Source organism: Spirosoma liriopis (genome assembly GCF_023196085.1).
In the GTDB taxonomy this organism is placed as follows: Bacteria; Bacteroidota; Bacteroidia; order Cytophagales; family Spirosomataceae; genus Spirosoma; species Spirosoma oryzicola.
In genome coordinates, this window is sequence record NZ_JALPRF010000003.1 from 740681 (window position 1) to 765312 (window position 24632).

The 24632-nt window shown below is 49.8% G+C and carries 24 protein-coding genes; 4 read left to right on the top strand and 20 right to left on the bottom strand.

Annotation, left to right across the window (positions count from 1 at the left end; translation table 11 throughout):
* The first annotated feature begins 637 nt into the window (after positions 1-637).
* Positions 638-1306, top strand: coding sequence for a TetR/AcrR family transcriptional regulator (locus M0L20_RS20005; protein WP_248478717.1), 669 nt, complete (start codon positions 638-640; stop codon positions 1304-1306).
* 71 nt (positions 1307-1377) lie between these two features.
* Here M0L20_RS20005 and M0L20_RS20010 read toward each other — a convergent pair whose 3' ends face one another.
* Positions 1378-1620, bottom strand: a complete 243-nt coding sequence (locus tag M0L20_RS20010; protein ID WP_232558366.1) for a hypothetical protein — start codon at positions 1618-1620, stop codon at positions 1378-1380.
* Positions 1621-1791: 171 nt separating this feature from the next.
* The gene (locus M0L20_RS20015) at positions 1792-2004 is read right to left on the bottom strand and encodes a hypothetical protein (protein ID WP_232558367.1); all 213 of its coding nucleotides are present in this window, start codon (positions 2002-2004) and stop codon (positions 1792-1794) included.
* A 392-nt stretch (positions 2005-2396) separates the two neighbouring features.
* On the opposite strand from M0L20_RS20015, the gene M0L20_RS20020 reads away from it, so the two are divergent.
* Positions 2397-3122 carry a carboxypeptidase-like regulatory domain-containing protein gene (locus tag M0L20_RS20020; protein WP_232558368.1) on the top strand — a complete coding sequence of 242 codons (726 nt, stop codon included), beginning with the start codon at positions 2397-2399 and terminating at the stop codon, positions 3120-3122.
* A gap of 63 nt (positions 3123-3185) precedes the next feature.
* On the opposite strand, the gene M0L20_RS20025 is transcribed toward M0L20_RS20020, so the two are convergent.
* On the bottom strand, positions 3186-3965 hold the full coding sequence (locus M0L20_RS20025) for a UDP-2,3-diacylglucosamine diphosphatase (protein WP_248478718.1): 780 nt from the start codon (positions 3963-3965) through the stop codon (positions 3186-3188).
* 294 nt (positions 3966-4259) lie between these two features.
* On the opposite strand from M0L20_RS20025, the gene M0L20_RS20030 reads away from it, so the two are divergent.
* Entirely contained in the window at positions 4260-5006 is a 747-nt protein-coding gene (locus tag M0L20_RS20030; RefSeq protein WP_248478719.1) for a hypothetical protein, read from the top strand.
* 87 nt (positions 5007-5093) lie between these two features.
* On the opposite strand, the gene M0L20_RS20035 is transcribed toward M0L20_RS20030, so the two are convergent.
* The 17 genes from M0L20_RS20035 to M0L20_RS20115 form a co-directional block, all read right to left on the bottom strand.
* Positions 5094-5780 (bottom strand): M48 family metallopeptidase, encoded by a 687-nt coding sequence (locus M0L20_RS20035; protein ID WP_248478720.1) that lies wholly within the window; start codon positions 5778-5780, stop codon positions 5094-5096.
* Positions 5781-5991: 211 nt separating this feature from the next.
* Complete coding sequence (locus M0L20_RS20040; protein ID WP_248478721.1) at positions 5992-6489, bottom strand: hypothetical protein; 498 nt, start codon at positions 6487-6489, stop codon at positions 5992-5994.
* 142 nt (positions 6490-6631) lie between these two features.
* On the bottom strand, positions 6632-7636 hold the full coding sequence (gene bioB, locus M0L20_RS20045; RefSeq protein WP_248478723.1) for a biotin synthase BioB: 1005 nt from the start codon (positions 7634-7636) through the stop codon (positions 6632-6634).
* Between the two features lie 116 nt (positions 7637-7752).
* Positions 7753-8961 (bottom strand): acyltransferase family protein, encoded by a 1209-nt coding sequence (locus M0L20_RS20050; protein ID WP_248478725.1) that lies wholly within the window; start codon positions 8959-8961, stop codon positions 7753-7755.
* Positions 8962-9112: 151 nt separating this feature from the next.
* On the bottom strand, positions 9113-10318 hold the full coding sequence (locus tag M0L20_RS20055; RefSeq protein ID WP_248478727.1) for a helix-turn-helix domain-containing protein: 1206 nt from the start codon (positions 10316-10318) through the stop codon (positions 9113-9115).
* Positions 10319-10419: 101 nt separating this feature from the next.
* The gene (sppA, locus tag M0L20_RS20060) at positions 10420-12192 is read right to left on the bottom strand and encodes a signal peptide peptidase SppA (RefSeq protein WP_248478729.1); all 1773 of its coding nucleotides are present in this window, start codon (positions 12190-12192) and stop codon (positions 10420-10422) included.
* A 223-nt stretch (positions 12193-12415) separates the two neighbouring features.
* Complete coding sequence (locus M0L20_RS20065; RefSeq protein ID WP_232558377.1) at positions 12416-13063, bottom strand: inorganic pyrophosphatase; 648 nt, start codon at positions 13061-13063, stop codon at positions 12416-12418.
* Between the two features lie 254 nt (positions 13064-13317).
* On the bottom strand, positions 13318-14310 hold the full coding sequence (locus M0L20_RS20070) for a glycosyltransferase family 2 protein (RefSeq protein ID WP_232558378.1): 993 nt from the start codon (positions 14308-14310) through the stop codon (positions 13318-13320).
* 82 nt (positions 14311-14392) lie between these two features.
* Positions 14393-15133, bottom strand: coding sequence for a tRNA1(Val) (adenine(37)-N6)-methyltransferase (locus M0L20_RS20075; protein ID WP_435531842.1), 741 nt, complete (start codon positions 15131-15133; stop codon positions 14393-14395).
* A gap of 88 nt (positions 15134-15221) precedes the next feature.
* Positions 15222-15860, bottom strand: coding sequence for a ribonuclease H1 domain-containing protein (locus tag M0L20_RS20080; protein WP_248479161.1), 639 nt, complete (start codon positions 15858-15860; stop codon positions 15222-15224).
* A 178-nt stretch (positions 15861-16038) separates the two neighbouring features.
* Positions 16039-17001 (bottom strand): MBL fold metallo-hydrolase, encoded by a 963-nt coding sequence (locus tag M0L20_RS20085; RefSeq protein ID WP_248478731.1) that lies wholly within the window; start codon positions 16999-17001, stop codon positions 16039-16041.
* Positions 17002-17076: 75 nt separating this feature from the next.
* Positions 17077-18339, bottom strand: coding sequence for a peptidase T (pepT, locus tag M0L20_RS20090; protein ID WP_248478733.1), 1263 nt, complete (start codon positions 18337-18339; stop codon positions 17077-17079).
* Positions 18340-18421: 82 nt separating this feature from the next.
* A complete protein-coding gene (locus tag M0L20_RS20095) occupies positions 18422-19087 on the bottom strand; it encodes an SGNH/GDSL hydrolase family protein (RefSeq protein WP_248478734.1) in 666 nt (221 codons plus the stop codon).
* Between the two features lie 119 nt (positions 19088-19206).
* A complete protein-coding gene (locus M0L20_RS20100) occupies positions 19207-20523 on the bottom strand; it encodes a GntT/GntP/DsdX family permease (RefSeq protein ID WP_248478735.1) in 1317 nt (438 codons plus the stop codon).
* Between the two features lie 53 nt (positions 20524-20576).
* Complete coding sequence (locus tag M0L20_RS20105; RefSeq protein ID WP_248478736.1) at positions 20577-21860, bottom strand: McrC family protein; 1284 nt, start codon at positions 21858-21860, stop codon at positions 20577-20579.
* A 101-nt stretch (positions 21861-21961) separates the two neighbouring features.
* On the bottom strand, positions 21962-22744 hold the full coding sequence (gene folE, locus M0L20_RS20110) for a GTP cyclohydrolase I FolE (RefSeq protein ID WP_248478737.1): 783 nt from the start codon (positions 22742-22744) through the stop codon (positions 21962-21964).
* Complete coding sequence (locus tag M0L20_RS20115; protein WP_232558386.1) at positions 22707-23138, bottom strand: 6-pyruvoyl trahydropterin synthase family protein; 432 nt, start codon at positions 23136-23138, stop codon at positions 22707-22709. The genes folE and M0L20_RS20115 overlap by 38 nt, the downstream gene beginning before the upstream one ends.
* Before the next feature lie 265 nt (positions 23139-23403).
* On the opposite strand from M0L20_RS20115, the gene M0L20_RS20120 reads away from it, so the two are divergent.
* Positions 23404-24510 (top strand): MBL fold metallo-hydrolase, encoded by a 1107-nt coding sequence (locus tag M0L20_RS20120; protein ID WP_248478738.1) that lies wholly within the window; start codon positions 23404-23406, stop codon positions 24508-24510.
* Positions 24511-24632 lie beyond the last annotated feature (122 nt).

Genomic DNA, 24632 nt, shown 5'->3' on the forward strand with positions numbered 1-24632 from the left:
AAAAACTGAATCAAGAAAAGGAAGGCGTTTATTTCGCAAACGTTGTTGATCAATCCAATCAGAAAGGCCATCAATCTATACAGAATGCTCTGCAACGCGCTATAGATAGTCTGTTTTTGTTTATAAAATGACATTTTTATAAACTTTCTATGCCTTTACTTTGTATAATATAGAACATGTATCTAAAAAGAGGAAGGAGCTAAACGCCTGGTTCGCTTTGAGACCGGGCGTTTTTATCAGTTACGCATAGCAATCTCCCTTATTGATCTCTAGTAGTTAACCGAAATCTAGAGTAATCTATTATTGACCCATTTATCTTTTGCTCGCTGGCTTTAAAAACGATAATTCTGCATTACGAGCATAGGAAACCGTTTTTTTCTGTTCTTCGGAAAGTAAAATCCCCGTCTGCAACGCGAACGGGGATTCAGCATTCTCAAATTACTAACAGGTAATAAATAGGTATGACGTGTACAATGTGAAAGACGCGTTGTTAAAGAAATACCTTACTTACGTTTTTGTTACCGGATAATAAATATAATATTATAATTCATTTTAGTAACTATATTTGAATAAAAATGCATTTACAAACCTAAACCTGAACTAATTTAACCAAGCTTTCAACATTTGAGAAAACATAATGGAAAAAATTACACGTAACCGAGCTCAGACTATCCAGCGAATTGTCGATGCATTAGAGCAGATCATAGCCGAGGGAGGTATTGAAGCAGTGGGTATCAATCACATTGCTGAGAGAGCTGGTGTGAGTAAAGTACTGATCTACCGTTATTTTGGCGGTATTGAGGGCTTATTAGAGTACTTTGTGCGAATGGGGCGGCTATTTCCTCACTATACACCCGCTTGGCTAGAGCAGATCAGGCCCGCCCAGCCCAGTGAACTAGCTAATATCTGGTCGAGCCAGTCCTTGCAACTTTTCCGTCAACTTCGCACATCTCGCTCGGCTCGTGAATTACTTAAAGCTTCGGTAAAAGAGAACGACTCATTAGCTGAAACCATCAGCAAAGCGCAGGATGACGAAATGACCCGGTTGGTTGACCAGTTGGTTTTCATTGAAGGTTGTGATCATCACGCGATTTCGGCTGTTGTTTTAGGCGCTTTGTCCTATTTAACCATACAGGCCCAAAATGATCGGCCCGTTATTGGGATCGACTTACGCAGTGAAGACGGTTGGCAACGCATTGAGAAAGCCGTTACCATCATTTGCAAAGCAATTGGCAAAATGGCAACCAGTTCTGCTAACACCCATGTGGCTACCAGAGCTGTCGATTTGAAAGTAAGCAGCTGGTAATAAAATAAACTTTCTGAACGACAAACGCCCGGATTTAGCCAAATCCGGGCGTTTGTCGTTCAGAAAGCCAGTTAATCTTCATGCGCTAAAACCACCTCAACATAGTAGTTCATGTCCGACGTAAAAATGGTTTGGGTGGCGTTGACGTTGAACCAGACAACGGTGTAGTCGTCACCGGAAAAAGCGGGCTGCCCATTTGCATCTTTCAGTGTATCAACGCTAAACTGCACGCCCGATCCTTTCGGCGGCACATAATCCATTTCTTTAGCGATCGACTGTACTTTGTTGGGGGTGAACGTGAAAAGAATATTCATAGTTGGATAAAGCGTCTGCTACAAGACCTTGTCAAGTTACAGAATCTCACAATAGAGCGCCGGGCGATATTAGCAATCGGTACACTAATTTTGAACGACCCTGTTTTCCCTAACCCGTAGGATAAAGCCACAGGCTGTAGCGGTTCTAAATGATGGCTATTTCTGGTCGATTTATAGGTTCTCAGCTACTGTCTTTACACCTTTTACGCATTCAGTCGCTTCCTGCTGCATTTTCTCATAAGACCCCTCCAAGGTTTCGGTATAATCTACTCTATTTTGTCTTTGGCTGATCTTTCGAAGCTGACCCGGTGATTGATACCCTTTAGCGATTCGTCTGAGTGTGCTTAACATATCGTTGAATTGTTCTGCTTGTTTTTTTGTCATGTCGATTTGTGTTCAATTGGTCATTAGCATGCTTTTGACTTACTTAACTGCGTTTGGATACATTTTTTCTATAAATAGGTACTTATGCGATTCCGCTTATAACAAAGTCAGCCCGACTTCACTACCAGAAACGGGTAAATTTGTCTGGCTGACATCTTCTGAAAACAAAAAGGCAGCAAAATCTCGCTGGTGAGTAATAGGCCGATTCATGCTTTTGCCGACGACGGAAACTTTAACTTTTCTTAAATTATTTGGCTAAATACCGGCAATTGCCAAATCATTCGTTATTTTGTGTAGTTTACGTTAATAAGACACTGGCTGCTGGCAATTCACCATACGGTCTATTAGACTGTCCTTCAACGGCCTGTCATAGTTCAGTGTTTATTTAAAGCATGAGGCAATCGCTAAAACATATACTTCTTGGGTTAAGCCTACTGGTTCTTTCGGGCCTGTTTACGGATACGTTTGCGCAGGGGCAAGACCGGCAGGTGACATTTACGGGCTTCCTGACTGGCGGGAGGAACAACGATCCGCTACCGGGTGCTTACATCTACATTCCCAAAGCAGGTAAAGGAGTTCTGTCGGCTCCAAATGGGTATTTTGCGTTACCCGTGTTTCCGGGCGATAGCGTGATTTTCAGTTACGTTGGTTTCCGGACGCAATACCATATTATTCCCTCGCGACTTGCGGATTTGACGTATTCGGCGGTGGTGGCCCTTCAGGAAGATGTAAAGACGCTGGCGGAGGTAAAAGTATACCCTTACGCTACGGAGGAGTTGTTTAAAGATGCGTTTGTGAACCTTAAGCTTCCCGACGAAAAAGAGCGGGAAAACCTGGCGAAAAACACAAGTCCGGAAGCCATCATGCGGCAGGCAGCCACCATGCCTATGGGCGCGCTGGCCAACCACCAGAACTTTGTCAACCAACAGTTCTTTGGGCGGGAATCCGTTATTGGTCGCAGTCAAACACCGACCTTCTCATTCACGAACCCATTCGCCTGGGCTAACTTTATTCGATCCGTCAAACGAGGGGATCTTAAAAACAAGGAGTGGCGCAGCGAACTCAATAAAGCCCCCCGGGAAAATGTCTCCCGAAAAGACTTGTTGCAATCGAATTAATCGGTGTAGTCAGGCACCCATATGTTGATCTGTAGGACGATCCGATTCTGCCTATGTGGACCCCTATTTACCCCACGTTTTTAATTGCAGGTCCGCTCCGTCAAATACCGCGTAGGTTTTTGCGTTTACCCATTCGCCCAGATTCAGGTAACGACTAATTGGCGATACGGCCAGATCGAGGGGTAAATGCCGATGCCCAAAAACGTAGAAATCGTGATGTTCACGGGCTTCCACTTCGCGGGAATAAAGCATGAGCCACTCCCGGTCCTCGCCCAGAAAATGCTCCTCTCCTTTCGACTGATTGCTGATACGGCTCCGACGCGACCACGCCTGGGCTATGCCGATACCCATGTCAGGATGCAGATACCGAAAGAGCCGTCGGGCCAATCCGCTTTCAAAAACGCGCTTTAACTTTTTGTACGTATAATCGCCGGGGCCGAGTCCATCGCCATGACCGACGTAAAACCGTTTGTCGCCAATAATGTAAGACTGGGGATTCCGGTAAACGGGGATGCCCATCTCCTGCGTAAAATAGGAGTCCATCCACATATCGTGATTTCCCGTAAACAACACGATACGTATTCCGGCGTCCGTCAGTTCAGCCAGTTTCCCCTGCAATCGAATAAACCCTTTGGGAATACTGCGCTTGTATTCAAACCAAAAATCAAACACATCGCCGACCAGGAAAATCATTTCTGCGTCTGGACGGATTTCATTGAGCCAGGCGACAATAGCTCGTTCGCGGGTAAGACTCTGTTCGGAAGAGGGTGTTCCGAGGTGAAAATCGGAGGCAAAATATACCTTTCGGCCAGCGGGTAGCTGAATAATTTCTGGATTCGACATGAATACGGTAATTCGGCACAAAGCTACGCAATGAATGCCGTTCACCCATGCTTCCCCGCTGTTCACTCATTCTTACCCAATCGCTGCGTCACGAATCACATCGTTGTCCATGGCACAACGCCCATACAACTACCATAGAAAATAGCTTTCATTATCAGGCTATTGGTCAGGCAACAAAGTCGACGACGAAGGCTTTTTAGTCGATCTTACCAAAGTTGCGGACCGACGAAAACATCTAACTGCGTTCGATGGTATTTAAGAAAACACTACTTTTAAGCTTTCTTAGAATAACTTATGAAACTCAAATCACTGATTCTAGCTTTTCCTGTACTTTGTTTCGCCTGCGGCAACTCCGATTCTGACAACGCCAATAACGCGGCAGGTACCGGCAGTCCTTATTTAGCTAAACAAGTGGTAGGTGTTACGACCCTTAGTGTTGATGCCAACTACCAAAAGCCCTGCAACATTCTGGACGAAGAATACATGCGGGGTGCTTTTAACATTGGAGAAAGCAGCGAAATAGAAGTACTTGACCATCAGAATGGTTGTGAATTTGAATGGAGCGGCAACAAAATAGCCCTTTCCTTTGGCGGAACCAAGCCGTTCGAATCCATGTATGTCGCTGAATACACGTTTGATAAGCTGTATCAGGGCAAAAAAGGTCATGAAAGCGAAGAGGAGAAACCCGCACTGACCGGACCAGATCCCGAAGGTACCGGCTCTGAGATGCCCGCCGACGAACAGGATGCAACCGCAAAAAGCGACTCGTCGAAAGAAGTTCAGGGTGATAGCACGTTAGGTGCACTCCCTTTAACGAAACCTGCCGTTAGTAAAGGTCGTTTCGTAGCCGTACAAGGCGTGGGCGACAAAGCAGTTTGGGACCCAAAAGAAGGCGCTTTGCACGTATTGTATAACAACCATATCATCAACGTCACCGTTGAAACAAAAGAGAAGCAAGAGGTTTGGAAAGAACACGCGCAAAATCTGGCCGAAGTGCTGATCGAAAAAATCGTCGGCAACGAGTACCAACGCCGACTCTAAGAATCGTCTGATCCAAAAACAAATCAAGGGACATGGTCAAAAGCCGTGTCCCTTGATTTGTTTTTGCGTTTCGCTATTCGACAGCGCTTAGCGAACCAGGCCGTCCCGGCGAGCGCGGTCACGAACCCGTTGAGCCCGCGCTTTGCTATCGGGGTGCGATGACAGTATCTGCGTAACGCTTCCTCCACCTCCCCCATTTTGCTTAGCCAGCTTCTCGAACGACGTCGCCAGCGCCATTACATTGTACCCGTTTCGTTTCAGGAAGTCATAGCTATAATCATCGGCTTCGCTTTCCTGACGACGACTAAATGAGGCTCCCAACAGGTTATCGGCAAGCCCCCCGACCTGGGAGCGGGATAACTTCCCAACAATACCGGATTGGGATGCCGCTACGTTACGAATGGCAGAGCGACGAAGCGCACTTTTCATCGCATCCCGTGAGTCGTGATTAATAACGTGACCAATTTCGTGGCCCATGATAGCCAGTAATTCGTTGTCCGTCATAATATCCATCAACCCTTTGAAAACGCGAACACTACCGTCGGCGGTGGCAAACGCGTTGACGTCTTTTACTTTATACACTTTGTAGTTGATGGGCAATCCGCTGACGGTACGATGCCGACTGACAATTCGGTTCAGGCGCTGAGTATACGGATCATTCGGACCAGCGACCGGATTTTGAGCATCCATTTGCTGAACGGCCTGTCGGGAGTATTGGACAACCTGATCGTTGCTTAAGGTTGCCGAGTTTATGGCGTCGAGTCCCGCTTGCATAAGACTAGGGTTGAGTTGCGCGAACGTTAGAGTAGGCAACCCGAACGCGATCAAGAATAGGCTTGCAATACACTTCATACACGGAGTCAATTTAGGTAGTTACCGGGTATACCGCACCAGGTAAATTTTCTCTATTGACTTAAAAAAGGGGGTAAAGGTTTAACAGATGATCAGGAACGCATGTTGATTCATGGCCGGCAATGCTGTTACTTTATTCTTCCAGGGCGAGTTCCTGCCTTACAACCTCGTAATTGGTCCAGTCTACATGCTTGGCGGCTTCCTTCGGCACAACAATCCAGCGGTATTCCCCGTCGATGATTTGTCCGGGCTTTTGCTGAAAGCTGATAATCCCTTTATCGTTCATCGCATAATACGTAAACGAGATCGACTGATTGCCGAGCGTAACGGGTAAGGGAAAAATGTGGTCGCTGGCCGAATGGCGATAGAAAGCAACGACCAGACCATTTTCAACCACCGCGTTTGTCACCGCACTATCAACGAAGCCAGCGATGTGCATTTGTGGCGCTTTAGGACTCACCGACCAGGTATTGGCATTGATCGCGATCCAGTCGGAAACCGAAACGGTCTGGTTGACACCAACGGCCTGACTGGGTCGTACGACGTCGGTTGGTGTCTGACAGGCGGTTACGCCCAATAGACCGATCAGCACTACCCCGGCAAGAAAAGAATACGCTCGTGCAGGCATCATACGCTTTTTTCTGACCAACGATTAAGCCACAAAAAATCGTACAGATTTAAACAAATTTTTAACTCTAGTACGCTGCAAAGCGAAAAAGCGTACTATGACTGTCAATCATAGTACGCTTTCTTTATTTTTCTTAACAAATCGCTCAATGCACCGCCATTGGAATCTGCTCAAACGTAACGGCGGGCTGATCGCCGTTTTTAAAGGCTTTGCGAGGCCGAATATTCAGCGTCTGGAACAACTGCTGATCCAAATCTTCGCCGGGGTTAGGCGTCGTCAGAAGCTTATCGCCGGCAAAAATGGAATTAGCGCCCGCCAGGAAACACAAGGCTTGCTCTTCGGTATTCATCCGAACACGACCAGCTGAAAGACGTACCATGGCTTTCGGCATAATGATCCGGGCCGTTGCGATCATTCGAATCATTTCCCAAACCGACACACGAGGCTGCTCTTCCAGCGGAGTTCCTTCTACGGGAACGAGCGCATTAACCGGTACCGATTCAGGGTGTTGGGGCAGCGTCGCCAGTGTATGCAGCATGCCGATACGATCCTGATCGGATTCGCCCATGCCGATAATACCACCCGAGCAAACCGAAATACCCGCTTTACGCGCATGACCCAGCGTGTCCAGCCGGTCGTCGTAGGTACGGGTACTGATGATATCTCCGTAATACTCTTCGCTTGTATCCAGGTTGTGATTGTAGGCGTACAGACCCGCGTCTTTTAATTTTTGCGCCTGACTTTCTGTCAGCATACCGAGTGTGCAGCATACTTCCAGTCCCATTTCGTTGACGCCCTGTACCATTTCAAGCACCTTATCGAAATCCCGGTTATCACGCACTTCACGCCAGGCGGCTCCCATGCAGAAGCGCGTACTACCCGTTTCTTTGGCCCGGTGTGCGGCTGTTAGCACCTCATCAACCTCCATCAGCTTATGTACTTTCACGGCGGTATGGTAGCGAGCCGCCTGCGGACAATAGGCACAGTCTTCGGGGCAACCGCCTGTCTTCACCGACAGCAGCGTACAGACCTGTACTTCCTGCGGATCGTGGTGTTGACGGTGGACGGTAGCGGCCCGGTACATCAGGTCCAGAACGGGGGAATTGTATATTTCGGCAATTTCGGCACGGGTCCAATCGGTGCGCAGCATAACGTTCGGTTTTAATGTTGGCGAGGAACCATCGTACGGCATGATTTTCCGTGCTATGATGGATTCTATTTGTCAAAAATCGTAAACCGGCGCTGGTAAATCAATACTAAGCCCGTTTATTTCAATCCGAACAGGATACGAGTAAGCTTGAAGGGCCGGATCAACAGCAGGTAAATGGCGACACAAATCACTAATGATGAAAGGCTTATTGCCAGAAATCCATCGTAAACACCCAATTGAGTTCTTGTCAGAACAAAGTACCCAATGATCACAATGACGGTCTGGTGCAGGATGTAAAACGGGTAAACGGCTTCGTTCAACTGCGAAAGAATAGGTTTGTTCACGTTTAGATGGCGATAGCCGTAAGCCACGGTTGCCAGCACCGAAAACCAGGTTAGGCTAAGGCCGTTAAAGCTGTATAACGTAGTCAGCAGTTGGGAAGCGTTAATACTGTCGGGACCTATAAATGCCCGGGCGCTGTAAAGAAGAAGAGTACAGACGACTGTTCCTACCAGAAAATAACGTCGTTGGTCAGTCAGGATTTGCCAGAAGTCGCGTCGGCTAATCAACACATACCCCAGCCAGAACAGGATTAGGTTTTGCATAAAGTACGCCCAGTCATTGATTAACGCATGAGTCTCATTGGGGAAGAGCCCACCCAGAGCAAGATCGTTCACAATGAGCAAACCAACCAGCCACATCGCTCCGCCCGGTCGCGCCACTAACCGTCCGATCCGGTCCGTGAAGCGTTGTCCAGATTCTCCTTTCAGCCACCGGAATACGGGAATGCTCAGAATTGAATACAAAAACAGGTAACACACAAACCACAGGTGATGCCAGCTAAAAGCTCCACCCGTCCCGCCATCGTGGTACGGCTGAAACCCAAAAACTTCAGGATAAAACTCGCTATAGCTACCCGTGAACCGCCCTCGAAAAATCCATTCCGTATAAATTTGAGGGGGCACGATCACGAACATCCCGAACACGAGCGGTATAAACAGCCGCCGGACACGCTCCCCCGCGTAAGTACCAAATGTGCGCTTTTTCAACGCAAAGAATGTCCCTGCGCCCGAAATAAAGAACAGGAGCGGCATTCGCCAGCGGTGTAGCCATCGCATCACTTCTTCCATCGGCGGACTTGTTTCATTGCTTTGTACGTGCCAGCCCCACGAGACGTAGATCATTCCCGTATGGTAAAACAACAGCGTCACAATGGCAATTATGCGCAGCCAGTCGAGGTCGTATCGACGCAGCGTTGGCGGTGTAGTAGTAGAATCCTGTTCCGTAGAGGAGAGCTTATTCTGTAGTGGCGAAGCAGAGGGCATTGTAAGGACAGTTTGGTTCGATGGGCCAAAATTGGCCTCAGGAAGCTCTAAATGCCCTATCTCCCGATGCTTACGAAGTTCTTGCCGACCGGGACGAAGTTCTGTCGTCTCGGTTCTTCGTCAATGTCAGCAGATCGCTTAGTTGGGTTTGTTACGATCCGGTTGTGCTGGTACGCAGCAAGGCGCGGTACTGAGCGGGGGTCTGATTGGTCAGCCGCTTGAAGGCCGTATGGAACGCCGACGGGGAATTATAGCCAACCCGTTCAGCGATCTCGTCAATCTTCAGATTTGCCGTTGCCGGGTCATTCAGCAACCGTTGGGCTTCGGCAATCCGATGCGTAGCCAGCCAGTCGAAAAAGGTCTGCCCAAGGCGGTCATTCAGTAGTTGCGACAAGTGGTGTGGGCTCGTGTTCAACCGGTCGGCGAGTTTAGGGAGCGACAAATCACTTTCCAGATACGGTTGTTCCATTTCGAGCAAACGGCTGATTCGAGCCAGAACAGCCTCTTCTACTTCTTCCGATAACGCCGACTTTTCGTATTTTTTCTTTGGCTCAACTACAGGTTCGGACGCAACAGGCAATGGGTCGGAAACAGGCGCAGGTTTGCTGTGCAAAAAATCTGATCCCTGCATGACCAGATAATTGGTCGTGTAAATCGTGATCGCGATGTACGTAGCCAGAAGGTAGTCACCAACATCATGGTAAAACTGGGGCTTAATGAGGATGATCAGCAGGGGCACCAGTGCAAACAGCCAACTGAGCGTACGCAAGGATGTCAGACCGGTAGACCGATGCCAATTAGCCTGCTGCTGGCTTGCATTCCGGATGGTTAACAAGGCTACTACCGCATAGACAAGGCAACTCAGCAAAGTCATCTCGTTGATATACGGTCGAAGCCCGGTAAAATCTTCGTTCAGGTAGGGCTTGGCGTGAATATACGGCAGTTCCGGATGCTGCGAATCGACGTACGAATTGTATTTAAACTCAGTAGGTTGATAAATCCACGTCACCGCATTGGCGAGCCAAATGGCAAACGGAATCAGGTGCCAGAGCCAGTGCTTGGGTAATCGGTACCACAATCGACTAAATACAAAAAAGTAAAATAACGGACCAAGCACGAAGTTGAACGGCTCTGCCAGATCGCCGGTCCACAACACCCGAAAGGTATAATTGGTGTAGTTCAGAAATATCTCACCGCAGATCGCGGATATGGCCAGGGTAAACAAACCCAGACAGCGATTTGCCAGGCTCTTACGCCGTTCCCCCGTCAAAAAGAACGCACCCAGAAAAACGCCCTGCGCTACACCCAGCAAAATAATGAGCGCAAACAGATCGAGGTGTATAGGAAGAGTCTGCATGGGAACGGCATTACTTGGTGCAAGGTAAAAAAAGTGGGGCAAAAAAAGGCCCACACAGTCGTAAGACTACATGGGCCAACCGGGTTGCAAACCTAACTTACTTATCGGATTGTCATCTCGAAAGGCATCCGCATCTGAACGCCTTCCATCGTCTTTAGTTTTTTCAGGTACTTCACGTAAGGAGCCAGTTCGCCGAGTTGAGCCTGGATCTTGGTTTCTTCATCACCACCAAACGAACTCATCAACTGCTCGAAGAATGGTTTCTTGCGGGGTTGGTATTTAAGCCGATAGTCTCCCTCTTTCAACTTAGCCGACTGAGCCGCCAGCTTAATGGCGTCATCCAAACCACCCAACTGATCAACCAGTCCGATGGCTTTCCCTTGTGTGCCCGTCCAGACGCGCCCACCCGCAATAGCCCGGAGACTGTCAACGGGCAGTTTACGTCCGGCAGCCGCTTTGCTGGTGAATTCGTTATAAATTCGCTCCGTTGCCCGTTGTAACGTCTGCTTCTGGAACGGAGTCATTTCGTGCGTCACAGCCGGAAAATCGGCGTTTTCGTTTGATTTAACCCGGTCGTAGGTAACGCCCAGCTTGTCTTTAAAGAACGTTTCGGTGTTGAACAGCAGCGAGAATACGCCAATCGAGCCCGTGATGGTGTTAGGCTGCGCCACAATCTTGTCGCATCCCATGAGCATGTAATAGCCTCCCGAGGCCGCGTAGTCTGACATAGAGCCGATTACGGGTTTTGCTTTGCGGGCCAACTGCACTTCGCGGTACATAACATCCGACGCCAGTGCACTGCCACCTCCCGAGTTCACGCGTAGCACGATTGCCTTTACTTTATCGTCCATGCGCGCTTTCCGGATCTCTTCTACGATGGTTTCGGAACCGATGCTGTTTTCTTCGCCTTTACCCGTGTGAATATCGCCAGAGGCCACAATAACAGCGATGCGGTTGCTGCCTGACCCTTCGGATTTTGAATCCGTCGATTCGGAGCTTTGGTACTTGCCCAGCGACACGTAATTGATTTTCTTTTTCTCTTCGACGCCCAGTTGCTTCCGGATTACGCTTTCCAGTTCGTCCTGATACCCAACATTCGTTACAAGTTTTGTGCGGAGTGCATCGGCTGGTTTCTGGATGGTGAGCTTATCGGCATAGCGTTTCAGCGAGTCTACTCGTAGCCCCCGGCTTTGTGCCACCCGAACGAGCATATGGTCGTTGATCGAATTAATGAAGGAAGTCACCTGACGCTTGTTGGGCTCACTCATGTCCTCACGGATGAAGGGCTCAACGGCGCTTTTAAACTCGCCGACCCGGAAAATTTCGGGTTTGATACCCAGCTTGTCGAGCGTTCCTTTGTAAAAAGACAGTTCAGCGTCCAGACCGTTCCACTCCAGATCACCAGCGGGATTCAGGTAAATTTTATCGGCAATCGAAGCGATGTAATAGCCTTTTTCGTTCATCGTTTCGGCGTAGGCGTACACGAATTTTTTCGATTGCTTAAAGTCGATCAGTGCATTGCGAACCTCTTCGACGGAAGCCCAGCCAGCGCTCGGACTTTCGGTGTGAAGATAGATTCCTTTAATGTTATCGTCTTCTTTCGCTTCTTTGAGCGCCTTTTTTAGTTCAATCAGACCGATGGCATCACCAGACGTGCTGATTGGTCCAAACCCGTTGAACGGATTTTCGGAACTGCGCTCTTCAATGGGTTTATCTAAATCGATCTTTAACACCGAATTTTCCTTCACCTCGGCTTTCTGATCTGATGAGGACGACAAAGCCGCGCTCAATCCGATCAGCAGCAAAAAGCCGATGAAAGAAAACAAGAGTAAGCCAACAATTGTGGCTAAAACATATTTAAGAAACTGTCGCATGAATCAATGTTTATAAGCTAGGTTAATATGCATAGTAAACAAATTTACACGGCATAGTTGCCGTTTTTTTAGAAAAATGTTGAATGCGCAAATGGACGGATAAGTGGTTTCCTGAGTCAACGGGGCACACCGTCCGCTTTTTGGAAAAGAAAATGGGTAGCTGAAAAAGCCAGCCATTGCCGCTTTTCCAACTACCCATCTGTTTGTGTACTTCTAAGCCTGGCTAAGCGGGCATATTCGCGTAATCTTCCATAGACGTACGGATTACGTCAAGGGCTTCCTCGCGACCGTATACGCTGGCCAATTCCATAACAGCCGGCTCATCGGGCAACGTTTTGTACGTTAAGAAATAGTGTTGCAGGCGCTTCACTACGGCGATTGGCAATTCACTCAGATCATTGTACTGACCGTACATGGAGTCGCCTTTCAGAACGGCAATAATTTTGTCATCCGCTTCGCCTTTATCGATCAGCCGGAAACCACCGATGGGAATAGCTTGCAGCAAGATGTCACCGTGGGTGATCTCGCGCTCCGTCAGTACGCAGATGTCCAGTGGGTCACCGTCACCTAACTCGATGGTACGCCCTGACCGTTCAGAAGCTAACTGAGCAATTCCGTCACCGCAGTACGTGCGGGGAACAAATCCGTAAAGTGCTGGAATAATATTCGAGTATTGTTGGGGCCGATCAATTTTTAAATAACCCGTCTCTTTATCGATTTCATACTTAACCGTATCAGTCGGGACAATTTCAATAAATGCGGTTATAATTTCAGGAGCTTTATCACCTGGCGAGATACCATGCCAGGGGTGAGCTTTAGAAGGAGTTTTTGCCATAGGATCGAGTTGTGTCGGCTCAAGAAATGCTTGCATACTATTTTAAATAAAAAACTGGAATAATCAATGTTTGTTAACGCCCCGAAATAAACATTCCGTCCAATTTCGTCAGTCAAATACATCTGGGCCTGACAAAAGAATCGGACGGAATAATCAGCATCAGCCAAAAATACAAAAGGAATGTTATACCCTAAATTTTTCCTTTTAAACGGATACACTATACGTATTTACGTTTTCAAAGTTACTATTATTCGATAATAATCAACCAATAGTAAACAATAAAACTATTTTTAAACCGACACTCGATCCGTAAACCCGATCCGCTCGGCTACCTGGTGCTCGCCCGTGCGGTTCAGCGATTGCCGCACAAGCATTTCGCCGAGAAAACCGGCCAGGAATAACTGGACACCGAGAATGATAGCGACCAACCCGAAGTAAAACAGGGGGTTATCGGTCGCGTTTCGAAATTTAGCGCCCTGCGCAATGTTGATCAGCTTTTCGACGATCAGCCACACGGCCAGCACCGTTCCCACAAAAAATGAGAGGGTGCCGAATGTACCGAAGAAGTGCATAGGTCGTTTGCTGAACCGATGAACGAACGCAATAACCAGCACATCCAGAAAGCCATTGACGAAACGCTCGAGGCCAAACTTGGTCGAACCGTATTTCCGGGCGCGGTGCTGCACAACCTTCTCCCCGATCCGGCTGAACCCGTTCCAGTTAGCGACAATCGGCAAGTTGCGGTGCATATCGCCGTACAACGTTGGCGCGATTGATTTGACTACTTTCTGTTTGTACGCCTTCAACCCGCAATTGAAATCATGCAGTTGTACGCCCGAAATCCAGCGCGAAACGGAATTAAATAGCTTTGTCGGTAACGTTTTGGTGATCGGATCGTAGCGTTTCTGTTTCCAGCCCGATACCAGATCGTATTTATCCGCCACGATCATTCGGTACAGTTCCGGGATCTCGTCGGGACTGTCCTGCAAGTCGGCGTCCATTGTAATCACAACTTGCCCGCGTGCGGCCTGAAAGCCGGTTTGCAAAGCCGCCGTCTTGCCGTAGTTCCGGTTAAAGCGAATCCCCCGAACGTTCGGATTGACACCCGCCAGCCGTTCAACGACCGTCCAGGAGTCGTCCGTGCTGCCGTCATCAACGAACAGGATTTCGTAGGTATACTGTTGTTCCGTTACGACCCGCACAATCCAGTCGTGCAATTCGGGCAACGACTCATCTTCGTTGAAAAGCGGAATCAGAACGGTTAATTGAAGCAATTCAGTCATTTAATTCGAACCGTTTGTTCTTTCTTCGTGAACATAATTTTGCCGCAAAATGCTCAAACTGCCACGAACTTCACAAAGGTATTCAGAATATCAGGTAAAAATCACGCAGCAGTGCCCGGAATGCGCTTGTATAAGTCCGTCCATCCACCTCATAAATATCCAGCGTTTCTTCCACACACGTACCCGTTTTGAATGAATACCCGGTTACGAACCGGAACGCTGGCTTACGCGTGTGATGTCTCAGAATTAACCGTCTGAAAGGCTGTAATCCTGCTTTCTGCGCTAGCTCGGCCAATCGCCCACTTTCGTAAGGCGGCAGTAAAACCCACCACAGACCCTCAGGTGTCATCAACTGCCGAACCGCTTGGACCAATTCTTCAAACGGTAAGTCGTCGGTATGCAGCGCCCGGTTTACGGCGGCATCGGGTGAGCGCAGATGGTTAGTATAAAAAGGAGGATTGGTTAAGATGCGGTCGTATTGCCCATAGCCAACGCTAAAATCCTGGATGCGTTCCCGAAATAGACTGATTCGTTGGGCAAAGGGACTGGCAGCCACGTTCTCCTGCGCCTGTCCGAAAGCGGCCTCGTCGATTTCTACCGCATCGACCAGAGCCGTAGCATTTCGTTGCGCAGCCATGAGCGCCAGCAAGCCCGTCCCGGTACCAATGTCGAGAATACGATTCACCGGTTCGGAACCCGCCGGTTCGGAACCGGTTACGTCGGCATACGCACCTAGCACGCACGCATCGGTGCAGACTTTCATGGCCGTACGATCCTGCTGAATAGTGAACTGCTTGAACGAAAACACGATCTGAACCGGGATTTTTTTGATTGATACGATTTACGGGAGCTTCCGCTTTGGCAGCACTTCTCAGTGGCGTTTCGTCTGGTTGTAGACCGTCTGGTTTACGTTATTTCCGGCCAAAGTCGGCGGGGTTTTCGCCCCATACCGTCGTTTCCCACTTCAGAATCGGGTTGGCGTACCGATGCGTTTTAAGCCAGGTCTCGGCCCGGTCAAGCAACTCGAACAGTTCTTCGTTCCGAGCCGTTTCTTCGAGCTTGGTATTGGCTTTCTTGTTTTTTACCCAACTAATAGCCGTTCGGGAGTCCGAATAAATCGGGATATTACTGCCTTTCTGATGCAGCAGCGCGAGCGCGTGAACGATTGCTAAAAACTCACCGATGTTGTTGGTTCCATCGGCATACGGTCCTTTCAGAAACAGCTTTTGCTTGGTAGCCAGGTAGATTCCCTGGTACTCCATATCGCCGGTCGCCGTGTTCCAGGCGGCATCGACAACCAGACTGTCCTCAATGGGCGAGCCAACCAAACCCGGTATCTTCGCACTGGTAGCTTCCGGCTTTTTTCCCTGACCGATGTGCTGGTGGGGTTTATCCTTATAGGCTTTCAGCGCAGCGGGTTTGCTGTCAAACGATTTGTAGAGCGCACCGTCGAAACCCGCCGTTTGTTTCTGACAGGCGTCCCACGAATCGTAAACACCCGTTTCGCGCCCACGCCAGACCACATAAAATTTTGGCTTTTTCTGAGCCATAACGACTAATCTTTTCCGCAAAAGTAGCGACAATCCGGTTTATTGCCTTCGCCGGTCGTCGGGAATCCGCTGGGCTAGTTGGCTAAAGTGGCTTTAGACAAGGGTTTAGCTTTTACGTAAAAAAGGTTTAATCCCGCAGGACCAAACCTTTTTTACATGGATTATCTATTCACCTCTTCTACTCGTCGTTATCAGGCCAGAACAGATACAAAGCCAGACCAACGACGGCACTGATACCGATTACCCGCGCTACGTGAAACGAAACGGGCGTAGGCATATCGACAATACCATGCTCATCGGTGACAGCGGGTTGTTTGACGTATCGCCCTTTTGACGGAATGGACATCTCGTCAAAGTTGTGCGCGAGTTTGTTCAGCCCTAATTCGAGATCAAGACCCCGCACGGATACGCCATGTCCCGTTCCAGCAGCTGATGGATTGAGGTTGTTTAATTTTTTTACTGAATTCTGAGCAGCTTCCCAGTCGTAGGTGAAATAAGCGGGTGGGCCGTGAAACTCTTCCCGCTGGGTAGCTACGGCAATGCCTGAGTTCTGATTGGTTGTGACAAAAGCATCACCAGCGATGAGCGTACGGTCCTTGTCCCGGAAGAACGAAACGTGCCCCGGTGCATGACCTGGTGTATGGATAGCCCGCCAGTCCGGCAATTCAGGAATGACACCATTTTCGGGAAAGGGCTTAATCTTATCCCCGAAATCCATTGGCCCGATTGGGAACACCCACGACATATAGGACATCGCTCCCCCGCCGATAGCCGGATCGGGTGGTGGATAGCTGGATTTACCTTGCAGGTAAGGCAGTTCCAGCGTGTGCGCGTAGACCGGCACGTCCCACTCTTTCAGCAACGATTTTAGCGATCCCGTATGATCTGAATGGCCGTGGGTCAGTACAATCGCATTGGGTTTTGTACCCGCGCCGAAGAGTTGTTCCGCTTTCTTTTTGATCTGGCCCGTGTAACCGGGAAGTCCCGCATCGACCAGCACCCAGGGGTTGCCTTCTCCTGGCTCACCAATAAAAAAGACGTTGACGAATAATGTCTTGAGCCCTGCGACGTCGTGCGTAACGTCATAAGGTGACTTTGTACCAGCATCAACTGGCGCATCGAATTCAGTTTGGCTTTCCATATACGTTGCGTTTGTTCCGGTAAAATAACCTACTCCTTTTATAGATTGTTTACGGGAACAAACGCAACGGACTTACTAGCTACGCTCTTCCCAAACCTGAACCAGATTGACAATCACCTCAACGGCTTTGTGCATATCCTGCACCGACACCCACTCCAGCCGGGAGTGGAATGCGTGTTCACCAGCGAATATATTGGGGCAGGGCAAGCCCATAAAGGACAACCGCGAGCCGTCGGTCCCCCCCCGGATACTCCGCCGTTCAGCCGATAAGCCGGCCCGACGGATGGCTTCGAGCGCATTCTCGACCACATCGGGGTGCTGATCCAGTACTTTTTTCATGTTGCGATACTGTTCTTTTACGAGCAGTTGCGCCGACGAGCCCGGATAGCTTTTCAGCACATCGTTTAGTTTGTTTTGCAGGTACGTTTCTTTCTCCTGCAAACCCACTTCGGTAAAATCGCGAATGATGAATTCCAGCACGGCCTGATCCTGATTGCCTTCAAAACGCGTCGGATGCACAAAGCCTTCCTTATCCTCGGTTGTTTCGGGGGAAAGGTGCTCTTTGGGCAGCGAAGCCAGCAGATCAGCGGCAATTTTCAAGGCGTTTTCGAGCTTGCCCTTCGCAAAACCGGGGTGCGTACTAACGCCCTGAACGGTGATGGTAACGGCATCCGCCGAGAACGTTTCGTCTTCAAGTGTCCCCAGGGCTTCGCCGTCGATGGTATAGCCGAAACGAGCGTCCAGCTTTTGCATATCGACTTTCTCGGTACCACGACCCACTTCTTCGTCCGGCGTAAACAGCAACCGAATCCGTCCGTGTTTTACGTCTGGATGGGTAAGCAGAAAATGGGCGGCATCCATGATTTCGGCGACACCCGCTTTGTTGTCCGCCCCGAGCAAGGTGGTTCCGCTGGCCGTAATGATATCGTTGCCAATCTGATGCTGTAAATCAGGATGCTCATGCACCCGAATCACCTGCGTAGTGTCATCAGGCAACACAATATCAGAACCGTTCCAGTGGGTATGAATAATCGGCTTCACGCCCGCGCCCGTTACATCGGGCGACGTATCGACGTGCGAGCATAGGCAAAGGGTTGGTACGTTTGCTTTATCGGTCGTGGCGGGTATGGTGGCGTAAACGTATCCCCACGCATCGAGTTCTACGTCGGAAAGGCCCATGTCGCGCAACTCCTGCTCGAGTACCCGGCTAAGGTCTTTTTGTTTTTCGGTGCTGGGGTTCGTCGTTGACTGCGGATCAGACTGGGTATCGATCTGAACGTAGCGAAGAAAGCGATCAACAGCGGTATAGGAATAATTGGCGAAGCGATTGGTTAGCATATGGTTGAGTAAAAAAGCCCGTTCCTACCACAACCGCGCTAGTAAGCTGATGGATATTCAGAACGGGCTTATGAAATACGATTTATTTGAGCGTAGCCAGGACTTTCTGCATCTGTTCGGCGACAAACTGATTTCCAGCCTCATTGAGGTGAACGCGGTCGGTCGTCAGGATGCCTTTCTCTTTGTTGTCAGGGTTGTGCTTGAGGTTGTAGTCCAGGAATGCTTTGCGCAAATCGACCAGCGGTAGATTGTTCTTTTTAGCAATATCGCGGATAAGCTGGCTGTACTGGTTCAGATCGCCATCCTGCTGGTTCGACATGTCCGTCTTTTCGCCGATAGCAGCGGGTGTACACAGCACAACACGCGCATTGGCCGCCTGTAACTTCTTGACGACGGCTTCGTAGAACCGCACAAACTTGTCGGCATCGGTTCCGGTACCCGACGAGGCTTTGTGCCACACGTCGTTGACGCCAACCCATACCACAACGACATCGGGTTTCTTGGCCAGTACGTCATCGTCCATCCGCAGGTATAAATCGTAAATCTTGTTACCACCGATACCCGCGCCGATTAATTCATACTGATTGGCGGGCAGCAACGATTTCAGGCGATCAATGTAGCCTCCCGGATTAACCCCCGCCTGGGTAATCGAATCACCGAAAAACACAACACGGGTAGGGTTGGCGGTTGTCATAGCCAGCAAGGCGCCAACGCAAAAAAGGGCGATTACGCGAAAAAAAGTAGTCATACGAATAAACGAAATTGTAAATGGATTGATCGCTGTATTCTTCTGTCTGTGGTGGTGTCAGCGGAGCCGTCCATGCGGTTCGAAAACCCGACACCACGGTCAAAACAGAAAAACACTACTTATACGACCAGATTAAGTGCTAATACGCCCAGCAAGCCAACGACCGACACGATGGTTTCCATCAGCGACCAGGTTCGGATGGTCTGCATGATACTCAGGTTAAAATATTCCTTGAACAACCAGAATCCCCCGTCGTTGATGTGCGAAAACATCAGGCTTCCCGACCCAATGGCCAGCACCATCAACTCCGGTTTGATCGGCTGATTCTGGATCAACGGCCAGATAATACCCGACGTAGTTAGGCCCGCTACCGTTGCCGAACCCACACACACCCGAATGAAGGCAGCAATCCCCCAGGCTAGTACCAGCGGTGGAATGGCTACGTCAGCCAGCATGGTACCGATGTATTTGCTTGTGCCGCTGTCGGTAAAAATCTGCTTCAACGCACCCGCTCCGGCAATAACCAGTAGGATTGGCGCAATGGCTTTAACGGCTTCTTCCAGATCTTTCGTTACAGCTTTCATGGTCTGGCCCCGACGGATACTCAGTGTATACACAGCCGTTAAAACGGATATCAGCATCCCGATATACGGTTCGGCCATCAACGTAACGATTGTTTTCAGGGGCGACGAGTCAGGGAAGACTGTTTTCAGCGGACCAAACGTGGTTAGCAGTAACACCGGTAATAACGCGACAAAAAAGCTGATGCCTGTACCGGGTAAATTCTCGTCGGGTACTTCGCGAATATCGAATAGATCTTTATACGGCGTCACTTTCATGTTGACCAGCGTTTTTCCGAAGATCGGACCGGCGATTACAATGGCGGGGATGGCCACGATCAACCCGTACAGAAGCGTCTGCCCAATATTGGCGTTAAGTTGTCCAGCCACCGCCGAGGGCGACGGGTGCGGAGGCAGATAACCATGCGCTACTGAAAGAGCCGATAGCATGGGTACCGCGATGGACAGCAAGGGCAGCCGCGACGATGCAGCTATGGTAAAAATCAACGGAACGACGATGATAAAACCGGCATTATAGAAAAGCGGAATCCCGACGACAAAACCCGCCAGGGCCAGCCCCCACCGAATGTTTTTGATACCGAACAGCTTGATGAGTACGTTGGTGATTCGTCGGGCGGCTCCGCTCTCGGCCACGATGCGGCCCAGCATGGCCCCGAATCCAATGATCAATACCAGATCGCCCAGCGTACCGCCAATGCCGGTTTGAATGGATTTGCCGACTTCCTGCACGGACATGCCCGAAGCCAGGCCGATACCGAGCGAAACAAGAACAAAGGAAATAAAGGTATCTAAACGAACAAATGCAACTAAAAAGACAAGGGTAAGTATTCCAATCAGCGTTAAAAAGAGGGGCATGAGACGTTACGGCTTCGGGTTGGTGACGTGTTTCCGACTGCAAAGGAAACATATCATTGAAACGATAAAGCGTAATCGGCTAATTTTTCTACTTCATTGACCAGCGGATTCAGAACATCGAAGGGTACAACGTGCAGTCGGGTAGTCGAATCGTAGCCAAAAACGGGTAATGGCTGCTGAAACGTTTCGTTGGCCGGATACACCAGAAAGAGATCGCTGGCTTCGTATTTTTTGCCGTACGCAAAGAGCTGGTATAGGTCAGCATGATCGATTCCGTAGCTTCCCGAATGGTCGGTGCCCGTCACTTCTTTCCATTTCATGTCAAGCACAAACTTGCGGTCGCTGTGCTCAATAACAATATCGGGGCGTAACTTAAACTTGGGCATGCCAGCGTGTTCGTCAACCAAATGTGCCAGCGATTCCTGCACCGTCACCTTGTCGGCCTCGGGCCAGTACCGGCGGATACCATGCGAGACGTAATCCTCGAAAACGCGCTCCATTGGAAACAGAAGCGACAAATCGGCAGTCTGCCCCACTTTGACACCATACGCCCGCCGACCTAGTAAGGCTTCCGCCCAGCGCAACGCCAGTTCGTAGCGGGCAAACAGCCGATTCGACCGTTTTACCAGTTTCAAATCGTCCTGTACGGACCCACAAGCCGAAATTCCGTCCAACGCCCCATCCAATTGCCGAATGCGTTGCTGAACCGGAGCGCTGTGGTTCCGCTGCTGCAAATAATGCAACGTCGTTTTCAGTATTCGATTAGGCGCTACATCGGCGGTTAGCACGTCATACACCACCGCTAGCCGTTCGGCATGTTGCGCGTTTTCGCGTTGCTGACGGGTGGATTGAAACCGTCCTTTCCAAAACCGCTCATTGCTTTCTACCGAAACGTAAGACCGCTGAAGACCCTGCTGCACCAGCGATTCCAATGCGTCCAGAAAAGCGGTGACAAACACCTCCCACAGCGGCAGGTGCGTAGCATTGGTATGCGCCGACGAGAGCGTGCGAAACGGGCCGTGTTGCAGGTGTCGCAACATCGAAAGCAGCATCGAACGGCTGGTAGCACCTCGCCGGATTTTCGGTAGAATTTCTAGCTGGGTTCCGTCTGGCAAGGTCACCAACCCAACGTATTTCCGAACCCGAACGTATTCGCGACCCTTTTGTACGAAAAAAGTCAACAATCCATCGACCCCTTCCGCATCGACGGCTAGTTGCCGGAGTGCTTCGAAAACAGCGTCCGTTACGAACACATCGGCCGATGGGCCGGGGCGAATGGCACGGTCGGTTTCCTTGCCGATTAGGCCATTTTCAGCAACGGAAAGGATGGAAGGCATAACTAGTGTTGATTGGGACAGGTAGTGACAGAGCGGGCGGGGTGGTGTCAGGTTCTCAAACCTGACACCACCCCGCCCGGACACTTTGTTTGTATGCAGTCTTAAATCGTTACACTGGGTTGCGTTACGTAGCGCAGCAGTTCCTGCTTGGTCGCTTCTTCGGAAAACTTCCCGTTGTACGATGCCGTAACCGTCGATGAGTTGACATCGTGCACCCCACGCGTCGATACGCACAGGTGTTTGGCGTCGATGATCACGGCAACGTCTTCTGTTTCAAGTATTTTTTTCAGCTCGTCGGCAATTTGTACCGTCAGCCGTTCCTGCACCTGAGGGCGTTTGCAGAAATACTCGACAATGCGGTTGAGCTTCGACAAACCGATTACTTTACCGCTGGAAATGTAAGCTACGTGCGCTTTACCGATGATCGGGACAAAATGGTGTTCGCAATAGGTCTGAACGGTAATATCTTTCTCGACCAGCATCTCGTTGTACCGAAACTTGTTGTCGAACAGCGTCGGAGCGGGTTTGTTGGCCGGATTCAGTCCCCGGAAAATTTCTTTCACGTACATCTTGGCCACGCGCCGTGGCGACCCCTTCAGGCTGTCGTCGGTCAGGTCAAGGCCCAGAATGTTCATAATCTCCCGAAAATGCTCTTCGATCAGATCGACTTTCAGCTCGTCATCCAGGTCAAACGCATCGGGACGCATAGGCGTATCAACGGACGAAGCACCGTGCGCGTCACCAATTTCATCGACGAGTTCGTCCTGATCTGCCGTGGCGGAATAATTTTCGTGACGACTATATCCATTCGTGTGCACTCCCTCTTGCTGGTTGGCACTCGCGCCATTAAGCGGGGTACTCGACGAAGTTCCGTTCAGTTTCATACAGTCTGATTTTAAGATCTAAGCCCTCGCTTAGCTGATTGCGTAAAATGGTATAAATAACGATGGCAATGTTTTCGGCCGAAGGATTCAGGTCGGCAAACTCTTCGGTGTCGAGGTTGAGGTTTTTGTGATCGAAGCGCTCCGTAACGTGTTCTTTGATGAGATCACCCAGGTACTTCATGTCAATCACATAACCCGTCTCGGGATCAATCGGGCCCGTAACTTGTATAATCAGCTCGTAATTGTGACCATGATAATTGGGGTTATTGCATTTACCGTAGACGCGGGTGTTTTTCTCATCCGACCAGTTTGGATTGTGCAGACGATGAGCCGCGTTGAAATGTTCCTTGCGAAACACCGCAACCCGTGGGGCATTGGCCCGTTGTGTATCCATAAAAAGAAAATCGAAACCAGGATTCGATCAACCTGTCGTTACAAAGTTTGTGTACAACACAGGCAGACGGCGGAGCGTGTAGCCAGTACACTCCTCAGTGTGCTATTCTGCTTCGTAACAGGGTGTTTTTTAAAATTGTTCGACCGTTTTAACGAAACATTCAACCTAAAAAGCCCCCTATTCGCCTTCATAACACCTGTCATCACGGTATTGTTCCGCTCGTCATTCTGCGGAACCGGGCTCGTATTGCTACCGTTGACGTACCATGAAACGCGTACAAACCGCCATGATCACACTCGCTCTTATACTTGCTATTGCCACGGGTTCCACTTTTCTTTTTTTACGACAGGACGTCTTCGGCAGCGACCCGGCCACGACTCGTCTGGAGCGCATCAAGCAATCAAAAAACTACCAAAACGGGGTCTTTGAAAACCTCGAACCGACAGCAGTCATGCGCGAGGACGGGTCTTACTGGCAAATGATGAACGATTATTTCCACAAAGACAAGTTCAATACCCCGCCCCAGCCGCTGCCTTCCGTTAAAACCGATTTAAAGTCACTTGCCGACGATAAACCGACCGTCGTTTGGTTTGGGCATTCTTCGTACCTCATCAAAGCAAACGGTACCACCGTACTGGTCGATCCGGTTTTTAGTGGCTACGCGTCGCCCGTGTCGTTTTTCGGAAAATCATTCGCTGGTTCGGATGTGTACCGGGTAGACGACATGCCCGACATTGATATGCTGGTCATTTCGCACGACCACTACGACCACCTCGACTACAAAACGATCACGGAACTGATCCCTAAGGTCAAGAAATTTTACACCGCGCTGGGTGTAGGCGCACACCTCGAACGGTGGGGCGTTCCAGCCGACCGCATTGTCGAATTCGACTGGTGGGAAGGCAAACAAGTAGCGAGTGACATTCAACTGACGGCGGTTCCGGCACGACACTTTTCGGGCCGGAGCCTTGCCCGGGGCAAAACACTCTGGTCGTCCTATGTGCTTAATCTGCACGGCTACACCTTGTTTCTGGGTGGAGATTCGGGCTACGGTACGCACTTTAAAGAAATCGGCGACAAGTACGGTCCGTTCGACCTGGCTATTCTCGAATGCGGTCAATACGGTAAAGACTGGCCCAACATTCACATGTTTCCCGAAGAGGTTGTTACGGCGGCCGAGGATTTACGCGCCAAAACGCTTTTACCGGTTCACTGGGCTAAGTTCTCGCTGGCTTATCACGCCTGGAACGAGCCGATTCAACGACTTGTAACGCGGGCATCCGAAAAAGCCCTGCCCATAACAACGCCCCAAATCGGTGAGCCGGTAGTCGTCAACGCGAGCTATCCACGGTCGGTCTGGTGGAATTTTTAAACGAAATAAACTTCTTTAGCAGACAGGATTGGCCCAACGAACCGGATTTTTTGACGATCCATTCCGTTCATTGGGCCAATCCTGTCCGTATTTTAGCCGAATTCCTTATCTTTCCCGTTCTA